Annotated in this window: 25 protein-coding genes and 1 tRNA gene; 22 read left to right on the top strand and 4 right to left on the bottom strand. The window is 40.1% G+C overall.

Features of this window, described 5'->3' with window-relative positions; genetic code table 11:
• The first annotated feature begins 35 nt into the window (after nt 1-35).
• The 9 genes from ACP69X_RS12200 (at nt 36) to ACP69X_RS12160 (ending at nt 8,721) form a co-directional block, all read left to right on the top strand.
• A complete protein-coding gene (locus ACP69X_RS12200; RefSeq protein WP_241768905.1) occupies nt 36-452 on the top strand; it encodes a hypothetical protein in 417 nt (138 codons plus the stop codon).
• Between the two features lie 85 nt (nt 453-537).
• Entirely contained in the window at nt 538-711 is a 174-nt protein-coding gene (locus ACP69X_RS12195; protein ID WP_162473402.1) for a hypothetical protein, read from the top strand.
• 86 nt (nt 712-797) lie between these two features.
• Nucleotides 798-2,336: a rhomboid family intramembrane serine protease gene (locus ACP69X_RS12190; RefSeq protein WP_426052709.1), complete on the top strand. Its 1,539-nt coding sequence runs from the start codon at nt 798-800 to the stop codon at nt 2,334-2,336.
• Nucleotides 2,337-2,406: 70 nt separating this feature from the next.
• Nucleotides 2,407-2,610 carry a YqgQ family protein gene (locus tag ACP69X_RS12185; RefSeq protein WP_008342322.1) on the top strand — a complete coding sequence of 68 codons (204 nt, stop codon included), beginning with the start codon at nt 2,407-2,409 and terminating at the stop codon, nt 2,608-2,610.
• Between the two features lie 13 nt (nt 2,611-2,623).
• Entirely contained in the window at nt 2,624-3,577 is a 954-nt protein-coding gene (locus tag ACP69X_RS12180) for an ROK family glucokinase (protein ID WP_338527452.1), read from the top strand.
• Between the two features lie 213 nt (nt 3,578-3,790).
• Nucleotides 3,791-5,710, top strand: coding sequence for an LTA synthase family protein (locus ACP69X_RS12175; protein WP_064497603.1), 1,920 nt, complete (start codon nt 3,791-3,793; stop codon nt 5,708-5,710).
• An 86-nt stretch (nt 5,711-5,796) separates the two neighbouring features.
• The gene (locus tag ACP69X_RS12170) at nt 5,797-6,921 is read left to right on the top strand and encodes a M14 family metallopeptidase (RefSeq protein WP_426052708.1); all 1,125 of its coding nucleotides are present in this window, start codon (nt 5,797-5,799) and stop codon (nt 6,919-6,921) included.
• Nucleotides 6,922-7,076: 155 nt separating this feature from the next.
• The gene (locus tag ACP69X_RS12165; RefSeq protein WP_426052707.1) at nt 7,077-8,330 is read left to right on the top strand and encodes an MFS transporter; all 1,254 of its coding nucleotides are present in this window, start codon (nt 7,077-7,079) and stop codon (nt 8,328-8,330) included.
• Nucleotides 8,331-8,406: 76 nt separating this feature from the next.
• Nucleotides 8,407-8,721 (top strand): MTH1187 family thiamine-binding protein, encoded by a 315-nt coding sequence (locus tag ACP69X_RS12160; RefSeq protein ID WP_426052706.1) that lies wholly within the window; start codon nt 8,407-8,409, stop codon nt 8,719-8,721.
• 189 nt (nt 8,722-8,910) lie between these two features.
• Here the strand turns inward: ACP69X_RS12160 and ACP69X_RS12155 are convergent, their stop codons facing one another.
• Nucleotides 8,911-9,084 (bottom strand): DUF2759 domain-containing protein, encoded by a 174-nt coding sequence (locus ACP69X_RS12155; protein ID WP_003217333.1) that lies wholly within the window; start codon nt 9,082-9,084, stop codon nt 8,911-8,913.
• Nucleotides 9,085-9,241: 157 nt separating this feature from the next.
• On the opposite strand from ACP69X_RS12155, the gene ACP69X_RS12150 reads away from it, so the two are divergent.
• The gene (locus ACP69X_RS12150) at nt 9,242-9,880 is read left to right on the top strand and encodes an MBL fold metallo-hydrolase (protein WP_034280195.1); all 639 of its coding nucleotides are present in this window, start codon (nt 9,242-9,244) and stop codon (nt 9,878-9,880) included.
• A 47-nt stretch (nt 9,881-9,927) separates the two neighbouring features.
• Here the strand turns inward: ACP69X_RS12150 and ACP69X_RS12145 are convergent, their stop codons facing one another.
• Nucleotides 9,928-10,170: a DUF2626 domain-containing protein gene (locus ACP69X_RS12145; protein WP_003217440.1), complete on the bottom strand. Its 243-nt coding sequence runs from the start codon at nt 10,168-10,170 to the stop codon at nt 9,928-9,930.
• 213 nt (nt 10,171-10,383) lie between these two features.
• Between ACP69X_RS12145 and ACP69X_RS12140 the strand changes: the two genes are divergently transcribed.
• Nucleotides 10,384-10,764: a Spx/MgsR family RNA polymerase-binding regulatory protein gene (locus ACP69X_RS12140; protein WP_007501232.1), complete on the top strand. Its 381-nt coding sequence runs from the start codon at nt 10,384-10,386 to the stop codon at nt 10,762-10,764.
• Between the two features lie 55 nt (nt 10,765-10,819).
• Here ACP69X_RS12140 and ACP69X_RS12135 read toward each other — a convergent pair.
• Nucleotides 10,820-10,890, bottom strand: a tRNA-Gln gene (locus ACP69X_RS12135).
• A 98-nt stretch (nt 10,891-10,988) separates the two neighbouring features.
• On the opposite strand from ACP69X_RS12135, the gene ACP69X_RS12130 reads away from it, so the two are divergent.
• The 9 genes from ACP69X_RS12130 to ACP69X_RS12090 all read left to right on the top strand — a co-directional run bounded on the left by ACP69X_RS12130 (nt 10,989) and on the right by ACP69X_RS12090 (nt 16,256).
• Complete coding sequence (locus tag ACP69X_RS12130; protein ID WP_047202296.1) at nt 10,989-11,864, top strand: STAS domain-containing protein; 876 nt, start codon at nt 10,989-10,991, stop codon at nt 11,862-11,864.
• Nucleotides 11,865-12,041: 177 nt separating this feature from the next.
• Nucleotides 12,042-13,112, top strand: a complete 1,071-nt coding sequence (gene comGA, locus ACP69X_RS12125; RefSeq protein ID WP_411264269.1) for a competence type IV pilus ATPase ComGA — start codon at nt 12,042-12,044, stop codon at nt 13,110-13,112.
• Nucleotides 13,054-14,133, top strand: a complete 1,080-nt coding sequence (gene comGB, locus ACP69X_RS12120) for a competence type IV pilus assembly protein ComGB (protein WP_426052705.1) — start codon at nt 13,054-13,056, stop codon at nt 14,131-14,133. The genes comGA and comGB overlap by 59 nt, the downstream gene beginning before the upstream one ends.
• Nucleotides 14,134-14,149: 16 nt before the next feature.
• Nucleotides 14,150-14,443 carry a competence type IV pilus major pilin ComGC gene (gene comGC / locus ACP69X_RS12115; protein ID WP_064497599.1) on the top strand — a complete coding sequence of 98 codons (294 nt, stop codon included), beginning with the start codon at nt 14,150-14,152 and terminating at the stop codon, nt 14,441-14,443.
• Nucleotides 14,436-14,882, top strand: a complete 447-nt coding sequence (gene comGD, locus ACP69X_RS12110; protein WP_058839084.1) for a competence type IV pilus minor pilin ComGD — start codon at nt 14,436-14,438, stop codon at nt 14,880-14,882. Before comGC ends, comGD begins: the two co-directional genes overlap by 8 nt.
• Nucleotides 14,866-15,183, top strand: coding sequence for a competence type IV pilus minor pilin ComGE (gene comGE / locus ACP69X_RS12105; protein ID WP_144491413.1), 318 nt, complete (start codon nt 14,866-14,868; stop codon nt 15,181-15,183). The genes comGD and comGE overlap by 17 nt, the downstream gene beginning before the upstream one ends.
• A complete protein-coding gene (comGF, locus tag ACP69X_RS12100; protein WP_426052704.1) occupies nt 15,092-15,622 on the top strand; it encodes a competence type IV pilus minor pilin ComGF in 531 nt (176 codons plus the stop codon). Before comGE ends, comGF begins: the two co-directional genes overlap by 92 nt.
• Entirely contained in the window at nt 15,619-16,002 is a 384-nt protein-coding gene (locus ACP69X_RS12095; RefSeq protein WP_269103281.1) for a competence type IV pilus minor pilin ComGG, read from the top strand. Before comGF ends, ACP69X_RS12095 begins: the two co-directional genes overlap by 4 nt.
• Nucleotides 16,003-16,061: 59 nt before the next feature.
• Nucleotides 16,062-16,256 carry a YqzE family protein gene (locus tag ACP69X_RS12090; protein ID WP_041086171.1) on the top strand — a complete coding sequence of 65 codons (195 nt, stop codon included), beginning with the start codon at nt 16,062-16,064 and terminating at the stop codon, nt 16,254-16,256.
• A 34-nt stretch (nt 16,257-16,290) separates the two neighbouring features.
• Here the strand turns inward: ACP69X_RS12090 and ACP69X_RS12085 are convergent, their stop codons facing one another.
• Nucleotides 16,291-16,569, bottom strand: coding sequence for a DUF3889 domain-containing protein (locus ACP69X_RS12085; RefSeq protein WP_241768915.1), 279 nt, complete (start codon nt 16,567-16,569; stop codon nt 16,291-16,293).
• Nucleotides 16,570-16,868: 299 nt separating this feature from the next.
• Here ACP69X_RS12085 and tapA point away from each other — a divergent pair, with 299 nt between their 5' ends.
• Both tapA and sipW read left to right on the top strand, forming a co-directional pair.
• Nucleotides 16,869-17,396, top strand: a complete 528-nt coding sequence (tapA, locus tag ACP69X_RS12080; protein ID WP_075611636.1) for an amyloid fiber anchoring/assembly protein TapA — start codon at nt 16,869-16,871, stop codon at nt 17,394-17,396.
• A 52-nt stretch (nt 17,397-17,448) separates the two neighbouring features.
• Entirely contained in the window at nt 17,449-18,021 is a 573-nt protein-coding gene (gene sipW / locus ACP69X_RS12075; protein ID WP_426052703.1) for a signal peptidase I SipW, read from the top strand.
• Nucleotides 18,022-18,063: the final 42 nt, after the last annotated feature.

The following is an 18,063-nucleotide window of genomic DNA, read 5'->3' as shown; positions in this document are numbered from 1 at the left end:
AAATTTCGTGGAAAGAAAAGATACTTCCGTAATATGTGGGAGGAAGTGAATACTCATCAATTAACGCTCGACCACGATTCGTGGTTCTCTTTTTCGCATACGCACCTTGTTTTGGAGTCGGGGAAAATAGCTTAAAAATAAGAAGAGAGCATATTAAAGCTCATATCGCTTTATATCATAGGCTGCTAAAACAGCTTGAAGGCTTTGAAAAGCCATACCAAACTTGGATTTGTATTCACGAAAATGACCCTGGTTTAGATGCTGTATATGTTCATACACCCAATCCATACGACAGTTACTTCCCGCACAAGGTGGAGGGGTTAGAGCGGAATTGTAAGCTGCCTCATACTTTCAAGGATTTAATCGACCTTCATCAATTTGACGTTTCTTATGATCAATCAGAGGGAGAGGTTTATTATATTCAATCAAAAGAACAAGGGATTAGATTGTGAAGGCCTGCTTTTAAGCGATAAAAATGTTGGTTCATGCATAAACAAATCCTATTTAAGCCACGATACGAACATAGGAGGGAATATGATGAATAAAATGATTTGGAGCATTGTGTTCACACTGTTTGCATTCGTTCTCGTGCAAAATCGTTATCGGCTCATGAATTTGATTTTAGGCCAAAATCAAGTACGTCACTTTTTGATTAAATGGCTGATGAAAATCCCATATTTTCGGACGAAATTTATTCGCCAAGCATTCTAATCCCGCAAATGCCGGGATTTTTTTGTTTTGAAATGCGGATCAGAACGATTCTTGCTATAATAATGTAAAAAATGGAGCGCGAATGTATGAATGTCATAGATAGTCTATTTTGGCGAGTTGTTGTTGAACTAAGACAAAAAGGATACGAGATGATTCAAAGTCCGTACCCAGAAGATGAAATATTTTTTGAAGCACCACGAAACTCAGGCTATGATCTCATCCGTCTGTATAGAAAAGATGTGAATTTCAGACAGGAGATCGTTCGAGATATCGAGGAGCAAACATACCGGATCAATCAGCTGAGAGAAGCTATGCGTAAACGATCGCTTCATCTCTTGCAGCTGCAATTTACAACTGATGTCCCAGTAGATGATTGGGAAGACTTAAACGGTCAGCCGCAGAAAGAGAATAAGGTGACAGTTACTCCTGTGTTACTCAATGCAGACACGCTTCTAAACGATGTAAATGAACTGCAAAAATGGCTGAATACATCTCTTGCAGTTGATGTAGAAGAAGCGAAGAGAGACACAGCTGAGGATGCAATGCAGCTTAAAAGGAACGTGCTCCAGGCATTTGATGATCAGGAAAAACAGCGTGAACGGGAACGGGCCGTGTTTCAAAATGGCAGACCCATTTTTACCTACTTGCTGATCGCTGTCCAAGTGGTGATGTTTCTTTTACTTGAGCTGTCTGGTGGAAGTACCAATACGGCAACTTTAACAGCATTTGGTGCTAAAAATAATGTGCTGATTTTAGAGGGTGAATGGTGGCGCCTGATAACACCAATGTTTTTACATATTGGCTTGACGCACTTACTCTTTAATACTTTTGCTCTTTGGTCCGTTGGAGCGGCTGTTGAGAGAATTTATGGGTCAGGAAGATTTTTGCTCATCTATTTGATTTCCGGCATTTTTGGCTCCATAGCGAGCTTTGTGTTTAATACGGCAATTGCAGCCGGTGCATCAGGCGCGATTTTTGGCTGTTTAGGGGCACTGTTATATTTAGCTATCTCAAACCGAAAGCTTTTCTTTCGGACGATGGGGACAAATATTATTGTCATTATTCTCATTAACCTAGGAATAGGCTTCACTGTATCAGGTATTGATAACGCAGGGCATCTTGGCGGCCTGGTTGGCGGTTTTTTCACTGCATTAGCTGTCCGTCTGCCTAAACAGACGCAGCCTGTCAAAATGCTTCTTGCAACTGCTGCTTTGCTCTTGATTGGCGGTTTTGGATTGTATACAGGGTTTCATTCTGATAATCAAAAGGAAGCAGCGGCAACAAGTGAGGCAGCGAGTTTATTTGATGAGAAAAAGTATAGCGAAGCAAGTGAACGACTAGAGGAATATGTACACGAAAAAGATGCATCAGCTGAGGCACTTCATATTTATGCACTATCGGAAGCGCAGCAGGGCCGCCTTGATAAGGCCATTCAATTTTTACAAAAGTCGCTTGAAAAAGATCCAGATGAACCAAATAAACTGTATCATTTATCGTTGTTATTCGTAGAAAAAGGAGAGACAACGAAAGCAGAAGAACTATTAGAGATAGCATTAAAACAGGATCCTCAAAATGATCAATTTTTAAAGCTGAAACAATATATCGAAAATAGTCAAACACGTTGAATGACTTGACTGAAAGCGCATTTATGAATACGCTTATCCTATCTGTTGATGAGAAGAAATGGTGGAAACAATGAAAACGTTATATGATGTACAGCAGCTGCTCATGAGATTTGGAAATTATGTGTATTTCGGAGATCGTGAAGTAGAATTAGAATTTATGGCAGACGAATTGAAGGAAATGTATACATCGGGCATTATTGACCGGACTGAATGGTCAAACGCAATGACGATTCTTCAAATGGAGCTAGCCAAATTAAATCGAAAAACAATGTGAAGGTGGAGGGCATATGACAGGGGATTGGTTTGTAGGTATTGATCTTGGCGGTACGACAATTAAGCTTGCGTTCATTAATTTATATGGTGAAATTCAGCATAAGTGGGAGATTCCTACGGATAAATCCGGGCAGACGATCACAGTCGATATTGCCAAATCAATTGACCATAAACTGGTTGAGATCAGTATGCCAAAATCAGCACTTATTGGGATCGGAATGGGTGCACCTGGACCTGTAGATAAAGTATCTGGAATCGTCTATAAAACAACGAATCTGGGCTGGACAAACTATCCGTTGAAAGATCACCTAGAGGCAGAGACAGGACTTCCATCTGTCATTGAAAATGATGCGAATATTGCTGCACTCGGTGAAATGTGGAAGGGTGCAGGAGATGGCGCAAAAAATATCCTGATGGTCACACTTGGAACGGGGGTTGGCGGCGGCATCATCGTCAACGGTGAAGTTGTTCAAGGGGAGACAGGAGCTGGCGGAGAAATTGGCCATATTTGTGCCGTTCCATTTCAAGGAGCACAGTGTAACTGCGGAAGAACAGGCTGTATTGAAACGATCGCATCTGCAACTGGCATCGTCCGGATTGCAAAGGATAAATTAGAAACCGAGCAGCATACATCTTCACTTGGCACGCTCGCTTCGCTATCAGCAAAGAATGTATTTGAAGCGGCAGAAAACGGAGATGATCTTGCAATGCGTGTCGTAGAAGAAGTGACGACACATCTTGGACTTGTCCTTGCGAATCTTGCCAGTGCTCTAAACCCAACAAAAATTGTGATTGGCGGGGGTGTTTCAAAAGCAGGTGAGCTTCTTCGCAGTAAAGTAGAACGCGTTGTGAAACAACATGCGTTCCCGCCTTGCGCAGACGATGTTGAAGTGGTGATTGCATCTCTCGGAAACGATGCGGGTGTCATCGGCGGTGCATGGATGGCAAAAACCAAATGGCTGTCTTGAACAAAAAAGTCATAATGATGTCATTTTTATTAAAAAAAGCGATAGATAGGCATGAAATTGGATGTTTAGCATATTCATAAGTTTGTCATGAGGAAAAAGACATTGATTTTCCATCATATACAGGATAAGATATACTTTAGTTATTTTTCTAGAAGCACCAATAATTAGGGTGTATCTAGAGCCTAGGTGCGCGCTTAGCATAAGGAGGTTACAATGCGAAAGAAAAGATTAAAGGCGATTTCATTTTTACTGATTGCGACATTGCTGATGTGGGTCAAAACCTATGTTATCTATAAATCTAGCTTCAATATTAAAATTGAAAATTTCATGCAGGAGTTTATCCTGTTTATTAATCCGCTTAGCTTTCTCTTGTTTATCTTCGGTATCGGTTTATTTTTCAAAGAGAAAAATCGAAATCGATATATCATCGTGACAAGCTTTATCCTGACATTCATTTTGTTAGCCAACATTGTGTTTTATCGATTCTATAGTGACTTTCTAACCATCCCCGTCCTATTTCAAACAAACAATATGGGTGACCTCGGGTCAAGTATTACCTCTTTAATTGAACCAGTCGATTTACTGATGTTTGTTGATATCATCATTTTAATTTGGCTCTATAAAAAACAGCCTTCCTTTAGAACAGATGTCACAGTTTCACGAAAAGAACGAGCAGCATATTACTTATTTGTGGCAGCTACATTTTTCTTTAACCTTGGTTTAGCTGAAACAGAAAGACCAGAACTGCTTACTCGCTCATTTGACCGTGAGATGCTGGTGAAAAATATCAGCTTATATAACTTCCATATTTATGATGGGGTATTGCAATCGAAGCAGTCTGCTCAACGAGCCCTTGCTGACAGCAATAGCTTAACTGAAATTGAAAACTATGTAAGCGCAAATCAAACAGACCGTAATGAAAAGACATTTGGTCAAGCAAAAGGACGAAATGTCATTCTTGTATCACTTGAGTCTACACAAAGTTTCGTGATCAATGAAAAATTAAACGGGAAAGAAATTACTCCGTTTTTAAACAAATTGATCAAGAAAAGCTATAACTTTACTAATTTTTATCACCAAACAGGTCAAGGGAAAACATCTGACTCAGAGTTTATTGTAGATAATTCTCTTTATCCACTTGGAAGAGGGGCTGTGTTCTTCACAAATCCAAGTAATGAGTTTACAGCGACACCTGAGCTGTTAAAGGATGAGGGCTACCACTCTTCTGTTATTCATGCGAATAACAAAAGCTTCTGGAACCGTGACCTTATCTACGATAGCTTTGGCTACGATAAGTTCTTTGATATTAAATCATTTGATGTGAATGAAGAAAACTCAGTTGGCTGGGGACTGAAAGATGGTCCGTTCTTTGAGCAGTCCGCTGAATTAATGAAATCGATCCCGCAGCCTTTCTATACGAGATTGATTACATTAACGAACCATTTCCCTTTTGATTTAGATGAAGAAGATAAGCTCATTGATGAATATGATTCAAAGAGTAAAACGCTGAACAAGTACTTCCCTACAGTGCGTTATCAAGATGAAGCCCTTAAGCTTTTCTTTAAAAAGATGAAGGAAGCTGGGTTATACGATAACTCCATTTTTGTTTTATATGGGGATCACTACGGAATTTCTGAAAACCATAACGAAGCCATGGGACAATTCTTAAATAAAGAGATTACGCCATTTGAAGAAGTACAGCTTCAAAAAGTCCCGTTTGTTGTACACATTCCAGGGGTAACGGATCAACATCCAAAAGAAATTGATACGGTAGGCGGTCAGGTCGATATCCGTCCAACTGTACTCAATCTTCTAGGCATTGATACAAGTAAACAAATTCAATTTGGTCATGACCTTTTATCGAAAGATACGAATGACTTTACAGTACTCCGTGATGGAAGCTTTATTACGAAGGACAGCATTTTTACAGATGGTGTTTGCTACAATAAAGAGACAGGCGAGCCAGCAGATGATAAAAATGTGTGTCAGTCTTATGAAGAGAAGGCGAAGCAGGAGCTTCAATTCTCTGATCAAATCATCTATGGAGATCTCCTTAGATTTTATGATCGAAACAGCCCGGACCATTCACCATCCAAAAAAGAAGGTGAAACGGAGCTGAAAAAGGCGTCCTAATAGATGAAAAAACCTCTGCTATTTTTAGAAGCAGAGGTTTTCTTTTTTTGCCTGACGGTTCATATAGTATGAGAGGAGGGATGTAAATGAAGACAACGTCGTTTGGAAAAATTGAATGGCAGCTGGATGAAGCGGAGAGGGATGCTGTGGCAAAGCAGCTAGGTATTGGCAAAGCTGCTTTTCATTTATCTAATCAAACAAGCACTGATGACCTTCTTTTACCGGGATATAGACTTCCAGAAGGAGTCCATGTATTTGATTCCATCGGTGATGTGCAGAGATTTATTGCGCCTTATAGACTGCAGCAATCCGATGATTGGATCAATGGAACATTTGAATATGATAGCGCTCAATTAGAAAAAGAGCTGAGCCGCTTGAAAGCCATATTTCCTTTTCTTCATATCAGCGTTATTGGCCATTCAGTGCTTGATACACCTATTTATGAAATCCGAACAGAGCCTGTTCAGCATTTACATTCTATTCATCTCAATGCCTCATTTCATGCAAATGAATGGATCACAACGTCTGTTTTATTAAAATGGTTGAAATCGCTTTGCTTAGCAGCGTCTGACCCGGTGCAGGCAAGACATTATGAAGCGGTTCATATTCTGCAGACCACCGCTTTATCCATCGTGCCAATGGTCAATCCAGATGGAGTGGATTTGGTTCGTAATGGACCGGAGTCACTAGGTCTTCATCGTGAAGAATTCACACTGCTAAACGGTGGATATTCCGATTACCGGGAATGGAAAGCAAATATTCGAGGGGTGGATTTAAACAATCAATTCCCTGCTTATTGGGAGATCGAGTACTATCGTTATCAGTCGAAGGCACCGTCCTACCGGGATTATCCTGGGCGCGAGCCATTGACAGAACCAGAAGCGAAAGCGATGGCAAATCTTGCGTTGCGAAAACGATTTGACCGGCTGATTGCCCTTCATACACAAGGAGAAGAGATTTATTGGGGTTTTCTTGGCCATGAGCCAGCCATCTCAAAAGAAATGGTCAAACGATTCGAACAAGTGAGCGGTTACAAACCGATCCAATATCTCGACAGCTATGCAGGCTATCGCGATTGGTTTATTTATCAATTTCATAATGAGGGCTATACAGTTGAGCTTGGTCTAGGGAAAAATCCTCTTTCCATGGATCAATTTAATTCAATTTATGAAAAAACAAAGCGGCTTTTGTGGGAAGCGTGTAAGTGTTAAAAGCACCTGTCTGGTGCTTTTTCATATTGGAGCAACAATCAATTGCTTATGGTCAATAAAAACAATGTTGAAGTAATTGACGAAGGCTTTCTTGTAAGCTATTGTGAAAGATATGGGTGTGAAAAAAAGGATATGATTTAGGGAGATGTCGATTATTGAGTGCTCAAAGCCTGTGGAAAAGAAATTTTACTTATCTATTTGTTTCTAAAATGTGCAAAATTACAGCTGATAGTTTATCTTTCAACACCATCTTGTGGCTTTTGGTACTAGGAGGGAAAGGAGCAATAGGGACAGCTTTTTTTATTGCGGTCAGCTTTGTCCCTCAAGCGATTGTTGGACCATTTATTACGCCCATGATGAAGCCGCATCAATTGAAATTTTGGATGTGCTTTGCTGATTTAACACGAGGAGCGATTATCCTTGTGATCGTGGTTAGTTACTTTTATGGTTTCACACCATTAGTCCTCATCATTGGCTGCATGCTGCTTCATTCGGCGACAGGAGGCTCCTACGAACCGGCATCTGTATCGATTATTCCAAAGCTTGTCCATGAGGACCTCATACAAAAGGCGAATGCAACCATCCAATCAGCAAGTCATGTCGTAAGACTTGTGACGGTAACGATTTGTGGTGTCATGATTGCATTTGTAGGCGTAGGCTATACAATGCTTGTGATCATTCCTCTCTATCTTTTGTCCGCTTTTTTAGTGTTCATGATTTCATATCAAACAGAAGCTATCATCGATAAAGCTAAAAAAGGATTATCTTATGGCAAAAGATTAATTCGAGGTTTTTCACTTGTTAGAAGCCATCATATTTTGTTTCCATTAGCCATTTTTTGTGTCTGTTCAAACTTTGCTGCGGCACCATGGGAAGCATTGTCTGTTATTTATTTAACTGAAGATTTACATAGTGGACCGGTCGTCTATTCATTCATCAAAGTCACAACCGCACTAGGCGCATTTTTGATGGGGTTTGTTTTGACAAAAATAAAAGTGAATCGGTATGGATTGCTGTTTATAGGTGCTGGGATTGTTGATGGAATCGCTTTCTTTATCACAGGTATGAACGCATTGTTACCACTTGTGTTTATATCAGCTTTTGCTTTAGGAGCAGCCATTAGTGCAGTTAACGTACCCGAACATACGATGATTCAATTGTCAGTAAAGGCAGAGGATCAGCCGCAAGTGTATGCGATTATCAACATGATTTCCTTCTTGATGATTCCGTTAGGCGCCCTCATTGGCGGTTATATGGCAACACTGTTTGGGTCTGGGTATGTCATTGCGGCTGGCGGCATCATTGAAGCTGTTTCAGGTATATGCCTGCTTTTGTTTACAAAGATCGGAAAGGTAGAGAGGGCGGATTTGACGATAGAACGAGACAAACCTGCCGTAAACGCAACGTGAGCATGGCATGATTGATTGAAGATAGGTTACAATGAGGACGAGAAAACATGAGAATTTGATTGAAAGGGGAAAAACGATGGCTATAGCAGACGTCACCATCATTCCGATAGGCACTGAAACACCAAGTGTCAGTGCTTACGTAGCAGATGTACAAAGAATTTTAGAAGGCTTTCAACAAGAAGGGAAAATCAAATATCAATTAACACCGATGAATACGTTAATTGAAGGCGAATTATCCATTTTATTTGAGGTCATTCAGCGCATTCATGAAGCCCCTTTTGAAAAGGGGTTGCACCGAGTAGCGACCAATATTCGCATCGATGACAGGCGGGATCAAACCACAACGCTTACAAGCAAAATAGAAAGCGTGAATAAGCATTTAAATCAATAAAAAAAGCCTGCTATAAGCAGGCTTTCAGCGTGTAGACAAACCCTCGCATTCGGTGTCAGGTCTGCGCTCCGGTGCTCGTTCTTCCTAGATTGCAAAGGTTCTCTATCACGCTGAAAAGAAGACAAAGGGCTAAAATCAAGATCATTTTAGCCCTTTGTCAACAATCTGAAGCCTGCTATAAGCAGGCTTTTAATGTGCAGTTGGATAACCGCTATAGATGATGGTCATGACAGTGAACCATCCAAAAACCAAAAATGTAGCGCCAGCAAAAGCGATGGCAAGTACGTTCACTTTTTTTAGTGAGCGATAGATACCGAGCGCAGCTAAAATCGTGACTAGACCAAAAATAATGACGAGCATCATGTGAAAGTCCCCCTTTGTCATCAATCCCCTTGATTTCCTTTCTTTTCATTTTAACCGTTTTCATAAAGCTTGTCGAGTAGATTCCAGTTGACGATTGTTTGAATTTTTATTGAATAGCCTTCATAATAAAAAAGAATGAATAAAGTAGGTGATGAAAATGAATTGGAGAAGAATGCCACTAGGCTATGTACAAGCAAACGCATATATTTGGAAAAACGAGCAGGGAGAATGCTTAATTTTTGATCCAGGCGGTGAAGCGCAAAAGCTGATTTCCTATGTAAAAGAAAAACAGCTCACACCGCTTGCTGTCTTATTGACACATGCTCATTTTGATCATATTGGTGCGGCAGATGAGGTGCGCGAAGAGTGGGGAGTGCCGCTGTATGTACACGAAAATGAAAAAGAATGGCTCACGAACGCTGAATTAAATGGTTCAGCTCGATTGATTGGAAATGGAATTACGGTCAAAGAAGCTGAAAAATTGATTACGTCAGAAGGAACGCTTCAAATTGGGTCGTTTACATTAGAAATGTTCCATACACCCGGGCATTCACCTGGCAGTGTGTCTTACTATTCGGCGGAAGAGGGCTTTGTTATTTCTGGTGACACGCTATTTGAAGGCGGCATCGGGAGAACAGATTTAGTAGGCGGCAGTCAGGAAGTGCTGCTTCAATCAATCCATCATAAATTATTGTCATTGCCAGAATCAACTCTTGTATTAAGCGGGCATGGCGGGGAAACCACTGTGCTGACGGAGCAGGAGCAAAATCCGTTTATTAATGGTTTTTCTCTTTAAACGCAGGCATGAAAAAAGCATCTCTTTAGAAGAGATGCTTTTTTCAATTAATGTCCGGTACCGGGAACCATGATGAAAATCGAATAATATGTAAATCCGGCAAAGAAAATCGTCAAGTACGCTCCGAAAATGTAAATATACATTCTTTCGGATAAATTCAAGTAGGATAAAAATACAAAAAGAACGGTTTGACCGAAGAACAGCAGCGATGCATCTTTCATATGTCCTAAATAGAACATGACAGCAAAAATACCCGTCCAAAAGCCAAGCACGCGGAACATGCGATTCATTTCTTTCCCTCCCCTTAAAAAACCCCTTTGATTCATATTATAGCTGATCACCACTTGTTATGTAAACATTTACATTTTTGACAACGTGTGAACAATTTATTTTGAATGTAGAAAAAATTTTTTTGAAAAAATGATGAAAATGTGTTTATGCTGAAAAACATGAGGGTACTTACTCCATAAGAGAAAAGGTTAACGACCTAAGGAGGAAGACTAATGAGTGACATTACTTTTTATTCATACCCGAGCTGCACGTCTTGCCGCAAAACAAAACATTGGTTAAAGGCGAATCAAATTGATTTTAAAGAGCGTCACCTTTTCAGAGAAACGCCAACTCTAGATGAATTAAAAAAGATTCTTTCTTTAACAACAGAAGGAATGGATGAAATTTTAGCCACAAGAAGTCAAGCTTTTAAAAGCTTAAATTTAAATATTAATGACTTAAAAGTAAACGAGGTTTTGCAGCTTCTCATTGAAAAACCAAAACTGCTTCGAAGACCAATCATCATTGATGGAAATAAATTAGTAGTTGGTTATAATCCAGGAGAACTTATGAAAATATCTAAAAAGAAAGCGATTCATCAATCAGTTTCCTAATAAAAAACGAAGATCAGCTGAAACATGCTTCAGCCGTCTTCGTTTTTGTGCTGAACTGGGCTAGCTGGGTTCGAACCAACGATCACGGAGTCAAAGTCCATTGCCTTACCACTTGGCTATAGCCCAATATCAAACGTGTAATGATATTGTTCACCATCTACGGTCATTTATACATAAAAATTGTATGTCACGAGTTTTAAGTGCAAAAGGAGCGAAAGAAATAAATGAGAAATGAAAAATCAAAGCAATTATACGAATTTATCCTAAAAGAAGCCCCTGTCATGACCGAAGAATGGCTAAAGACAAGAACAGAAGAAGGCTCATTATATTCTAAACATGCTTCAGAGGAAACGGAAAAGAAGCTGAAGGAACAGAACACAGCGTTTATTCAAACCATTGCAGCAACACTTGTGACACTGTCAGACAAAGTAGAAAACCATTTGAAAAAGTGGTCTGTTGATATTGCTCGTGATCGAGCAGTGCACGAGGTGCCGTTATATGAGATCATTGGACAATTTAAGATTTTCCGCCACATTTTCTGTTCGAGAATTGAGACATTCACCCAAGAAACAGAGCTTGAAGTGACGCTGCAAGATGTGTGTCAGTGGAATCAGCACTTTCACGCCACATTTGATGATATGATTGAGCGTTTATCAGAAGAGTATGACCGCGTGACACTCAGTCAGCTGAATGCACAAAGAGAGATGATTCAAGAACTGAGTGCCCCTGTTATTCCGGTATCAAAGGAAATCGGGATTTTGCCATTGATCGGAGAAATCGATACGTACCGGGCTAAAATCATTTTGGAATCCGTGCTAGAACAGGCTTCAAGACTGCGCCTAACGCACTTATTTATTGATATATCTGGCGTTCCCGTTGTTGATACGATGGTTGCTTATCAGCTGTTTAAAGTGGTCGATAGTGCGAAGCTATTAGGAATTGAGACGATTATATCAGGCATTCGCCCAGAGATCGCTCAAACTGTAGTGAAACTCGGCATTGATTTCTCAAAAGTAAATACAGAACACAGCCTTGCAAAAGCTTTAGAAAAAAGAGGATTTCGCATTTTTGAAGAGCAGCAGCAAGAAGCCACATCATGACGAAGAAACCTGCACTTGTAAAAGTCAGGTTTTTTTATATGCTCTTTTCTAAAAAATGATGTGATGTATCTTGAGTTGATGGTTTTCATGCTTTATTAGCCATGAAAATCATAAAATGCTCTTTTGTCATTCAGATTCCTCCATTCTACAATGTGATCAATGAAAGGAGTGATCCACTTGTATGGAATTGAATATTTAAGGCAAGAGCTGCTAGAAGAAGCATGCCGCATGAGAGCATCTGATGTGCACATTGTCCCAAAAGAAAAGGAAGCGTTGGTATCTTTCCGCGTAGACTCAGATTTAATCCAGCAGCGAACCATTGATAAAAAAACCGGTGAGCGGCTCATTGCTCATTTTAAATTTTTATCATCCATGGATATCGGAGAAAAACGGAGACCGCAAAATGGGTCATTAGCTGTGATGCTAAGAAGCGGCCAGGTGTTTATTCGAATGTCTACCTTACCAACTGTAAATGATGAGAGTTTAGTGATTAGAATATTGCCGCAGGATCATGTTCCGAAAATAAAACATCTGTCACTATTTCCGAAAGCTTCAGCCAGGTTATTGTCATTTTTGAAGCATTCGCATGGGCTCATTTTATTTACCGGTCCAACCAATTCGGGGAAAACAACAACCCTCTATTCACTGATCCAGTTTGCAAAAAAGAATTTCAACCGAAATATTATTACACTTGAAGATCCTGTGGAAACAAGAAATGAAGAAGTGTTACAGGTTCAAGTAAATGAAAAAGCCGGCATCACATATGCCGCTGGATTACGCGCTATTTTAAGACATGATCCAGATATGATTGTGCTAGGAGAAATAAGAGATGCTGAAACGGCCAGAACGGCGATTAGAGCAGCACTGACAGGCCATTTAGTATTGAGTACGCTCCATGCAAAAAATGCAAAAGGAGCCCTTTATCGTATGCTTGAATTTGGTGTCACGATGAATGAACTTGAGCAAACGATGGTTGCGATTGCTGCCCAGCGATTAATCGAGCTCACCTGTCCTTTTTGCGGAGAAACATGTCAGCTTTACTGTAAATTAAATCGATCAATCAGACGAACAAATGTATTTGAACTGCTGTTCGGAAAAGAGCTTGGTGAGTGTATCAAGGAGGCTAAAGGAGAATATGCTCACTCGTCATATGAAACACTGCAAAGATTAATTCGTAAAGGAGTGGCACTTGGCTATCTACCAAAAAACACTTACCATCGCTGGGTTTATGAAGAAGCGAGCCTCTAAAGTATGGTCTAAAAAGGACCAAGCTGAATGCCTATCAAAACTGGCTCAATTAATTCAGGCTGGATATACATTGATTGAGGCATTAGTGATGGTGAATATTCAGTTATCAAAACAACAGCGGCAGCAATTAAAACTAGGTATTCAGTGGCTGCACGAAGGCGAGCCTTTTTATGTAGTGCTCGAGCGACTCCATTTTCAGCGGGAAGTCATCGCCATACTATGTTTTTCTGAGAAGCATGGCAGTCTAGCCCGTGCTTTAGAACAAAGCGCCCGTTTTTTAGAGAAAAAAGTCAAGCAGTTAGACACGTTTAAACGCATGTCACGTTACCCGCTTTTCCTCATCTTCACGGTTTTGGTCGTGCTGATACTCGTTCAGCAAATGATCATTCCTCAATTTTCTGTTTTGTACTCATCGATGGATACCCGCATGTCTTGGCTGATTCAAGGAATGTTTGGAATGTTTCAATTCCTTCATGCTTTTCTGCTCATCATCAGTTGTATGTGTATTTGTCTTACCGGCTATTATGCTTTGTTTTTTAGGAAAAAGTCGACCCTTGAGAAATTGAGGGTGATGAGTAAGCTGCCTTTTTTATATAAAGGGATGCAGCTGATGCATACGTACCTTTTTTCTCTTCAGCTAAGCGGACTGCTTCAGGCTGGATTATCGATGTACGAGGGTTTGCAAGCTTTTAAACAGCAAAGCTACTTACCTTTTCTTCAAGAAATAGGTGAACAAATGATGGATGAGTTAAGAAAAGGAGAAAGCATGGCACATCAAGTAAGTGAGAGTCCTTTTTTCGAAAAACATTTTGCAGCCATCATCAAACATGGTGAAGCAAGCGGGATGCTTGCAAGAGAAATGTACACTTACAGCCAATTTCTATTAGAGAATGCAGAGCTGAAAATTGAAAAATGGATGTCTTGGCTGCAGCCGGTGATCTATGGTGTGACGGCACTTCTTATATTCATCGTGTATTTATCTATTCTTTTACCAATGTATCAACTAATGGAGCAAGTGTAAGAAGGAGGACAAAGACATGAATGATAAAGGGTTTACCCTGTTAGAAATGTTAATTGTCATGCTCGTGATATCCATTCTTTTACTCATTACCATACCGAATATCACACGTCATCACCAAGCAATTCAAGCAAAGGGCTGTGAAGGGCTCAAATCAATGATCAGCACACAAGTGATGGCATATGAATTGGAGCATGATGGGAAGACGCCATCTTTAGCTGAGTTAGAAAAAGAAGGTTATGTTAAAAAGGGATTAACCTGTCCTAATGGAAAAGCGATTGTCATTCAAAACGGCAACGTGAAGCATGAATAAATTACTTTTACATGAGAAGGGTTTTACCCTCATAGAGCAGCTAATGATCTTATTAGTTCTATCGATTCTATTGTCGATCATAGGAATGAAAATCCCAAATTTAATAGTAAGCGCTGAAGCCAAAAGACAAGTGAATATCATGAAACAAGATCTTCAATTGGCATCATATACTGCATTTATCAAAAAAACACGTGTGCATGTTGAGATCCAACCGCCGCATGTATCTTATCAGGTAATAGATCAAAAGAGTAACGAAGTCATTGCTTCTTATCAGCATAAAAAGGGCAGCATCAAGACTTCTACATTCTCGCAAGGTATCTATTTTAATGAAAACGGACATCCAAGCAGCGGTGGATCTCTCATTGTCGAATTTGGCAGTCAAACGTATAAACTCACGATTTATTTAGGAAGCGGGCGAATCCATGTTCAAAAGCAATAGAGGGTTTAGTACGATTGAAACGCTGTTTGCTTGTCATATCTTCCTATTTGCAGCCCTTGTGATTATGCCGGCCTATGAAAAAATCATGATGGGGAAAAAGGAAGTAAGAGCCAAACTTGATGCTTACCAAATCTTGCATGAACAGATGAATGAAGCGTTCATAGAAGGTAAAAAATCTTCTGTCAAAAAGAAGCGAGGCGACAACACATATGTATTCAATTGGAGTAAAGAGAAGGGATGTGTATCATACAAATTGCAAGAAAAGCAGACGATATGCTTTCACCAGGTTGCGGAACGGTGAACAAGGTTTTACCCTTGTCCAGGCTTTGTGGCAATTGCAGCTATTTTTGTTCCTCTCTTTTGGCTGTGTACTGATCTTTTCAACAGCTGAGAAAGCCCTTCCTTTTGAAGAAATTAACCGATTTTCACAAATGGAGTGGAAACAGACTGTCCTGCAATTAGATGAGGAATTAAGCCGTGCAACGGCAGTTCGATCGGTACAAGGAGGTAAAGTGTTAGAGTATGTATCTGATCAAGGGCGAGTGGTAACGATTGAGCCATATCAAGATATGCTTCGAAAACGAACGGATCAAGCTGGACATCTTCCTTTATTGCACAAGGTAAAACAATTTCATGTGAGAACGAGTCAGCATAGAGCCATCCTGAAAGTCACAGATGGATCTGGTAAGGTTCATGAAGCCGTTTTTTTCACATATAAAGGGGTGGTTCCTGCATCGTGAAAAGAGAGGAAGGGTTTATCTATCCGCATGTGCTTGCTGTGATTCTATTTTTTCTCTTGATCCTAGGAGCGATAACGATGGGCTTTCAAAAAGAGCTGAGAAGTGCAGAGCTCACGATTTCTTTTTATAAAAAACAGCAGCTTTTTAGGGTGGGTGTGAGTGAAGCTGCCAGCTCAGTAAAACGCATTTGTGAAAAGCAGAAGGTTCTTATTGATACTGAAGAAGGCCATGTGATACTGAAGCAGATGAAATGCGATCAAAAGAATAAACGTGTCCTCGTTTTGGTGAGGGTGAAAACAAAGGATGGCCTATCCGATGAGCGGGAGCTGATGCTGGATTGGAAGACCGGTGAAATCATGAGATGGGCAAACCCTGATTAGCCAGTGTATAAAATCATCCTCTTTCTGGTAACACTTGAAGGAAGAAGAGGTGAATTTGCTTGAAAACAAATGACTATGTAAAATATATGACGCAGGAAATCATTAAATATATGAATACGCCACGAGACGAACGGAAGGAACACAAACAAGAAAAAATGGAAACAAAACCGCCGTTTTCACAGCGATTATTCGGGGTTCTACCGTTTGGTTTCTCCATGATGCTTAAAAAACGTAAGCGACATCGACGAAAGTAAAAAGCCGCCAGCAGGCGGTTTTTTTTATGCCATTTTAGTTGTATTCCTCCACAACAATCACTTTATTCACCTTGTTTGAGTAAGGATTATAGGAAATGGTGACAAACACCCCAAATTCCTTTGTATGGTCTTTTAACGTAATATGATACTGTTTTACAGATTCCTTATCACGGTGGCGGTCCCATACTTTTTGTTTAAATAAGACTTGCGTTAGCGGGTATCTTTTTTTGGCTTCTTTGACTGCTCGCGTTTCCCATTGATCTGCTGCAGCAGTCAAATCTCTCGCATCAACAGGTTTGACGTCTAGCATCATAGGACTCAGCAGTAAACTGAGCATGATTATGATTTTTCCATATTTCACTTAACATCACCTCATCTCTTCATATCCTGACCAAATCCTACATTTTTATGTAAGTTTTAAGAAGTACAAATGTCACACAAAAAAATATTGAATATGGCGAAAGAATGAGAAAATGGAAGAATTTTCTCGCAATGGTTCTTGTTTAAGAACAAAATGAACTAATTTGACGTTTTGGGTTTTATAGGTATTTCCTTATACTGTATATAATCGTTCTTTTTAAAGAACAACCGTTCAAGGAGTTGAAGGGATTAATGAAACAGTCGCTCTTTGTCCTTTTTTGTGCCATTTGTTTGATGTTGACGTCTTACCTCATGACACCAACGAATGCCTCTTTTAACGATGTCGAGCACAAAAATTTTGTCATGAAAACATGTGAAAACTTTGAACAGACAGATCAGCATTGTCAGCCTAAAAAATGGGATCAAAGTCAATTGGAGCTTGTCGATCAAACGATGATCGAAGGAACAGTCTGCGCACCTCAAAAGCTGAGCATGACACTAAAAAATAGTGGACAGCCTATTGCGTACTCTGAATGGAACTGGGAACTACATAAAGTGGGAAATGGCCAAGAACCATTACAAGATGGTCATATTCTTGAAAAGGGCTCCATAAAGTCCCTATTGTCGCAAGAAACAGCGACTGTCACGACAGATAAAGCAAAAACAAATGGAATCTATGCATTTAAAATCTTTTATCCTAAAGGATTTGGCGCATCTGATCAGGCGTACTTTTGGTCTAAACAGATGGTGCTCTCAAAGTGTCAAGAAAAGGCGTCCTAGATGGAGCTGTCTTTTAAAGTGAAAAAATGATAGGCGAAGGGGAGAAGGGGTCATGAAAAAATGGATGAAGATGTCTGGGAGTATTCTTTATGTGGTGGTGTTCACGGTGATGATAGCCTCAATTATTGTCGTGTTGTCATCAAGAACAACAGGAGGAGAACCTCAGATTTTCGGTTATCAATTGAAGCAAGTATTATCAGGTTCGATGGAACCAGAATTTTCAGCTGGGTCACTGATTGTTGTAAAGCAGGTCGCCTCACCTGAGACGCTCAAAAAAGGAGATATTATTACGTTTCAAACAAAGCAGGATCAGTCCTTTGTGACCCACCGAATTGTTGGGGTGAAGGGAAAGGATGCAAATAAAGCGTTTGAGACGAAGGGTGACAATAATATGTATCAGGACGGCACGCTGGTAAAAGCGGATCAGGTGACTGCGCAGTATATGGGAGTGAACATTCCTTATGCAGGCAAGCTTCTTTCGTATGCAGGGACATCAGCTGGAACTGCTTTGCTCCTTATTATACCAGGTGTCATGCTGCTTGTTTATTCAACCATTCATTTTGTGGGCGCAGCGAAACACCGTAGACACACGGCTGATGTACATATGTCAGAGAAACAAGCTTAAATCGTTTGTAACCTAATTAGGTTTCAATAAAACAAAATATTA

This window comes from Bacillus sp. DC4300-2b2, assembly GCF_049895685.1.
GTDB lineage: Bacteria > Bacillota > Bacilli > Bacillales > Bacillaceae > Bacillus > Bacillus safensis.
Note: the sequence above shows the minus strand (reverse complement) of the source record. Positions and strands in the feature narration are given on the sequence as shown.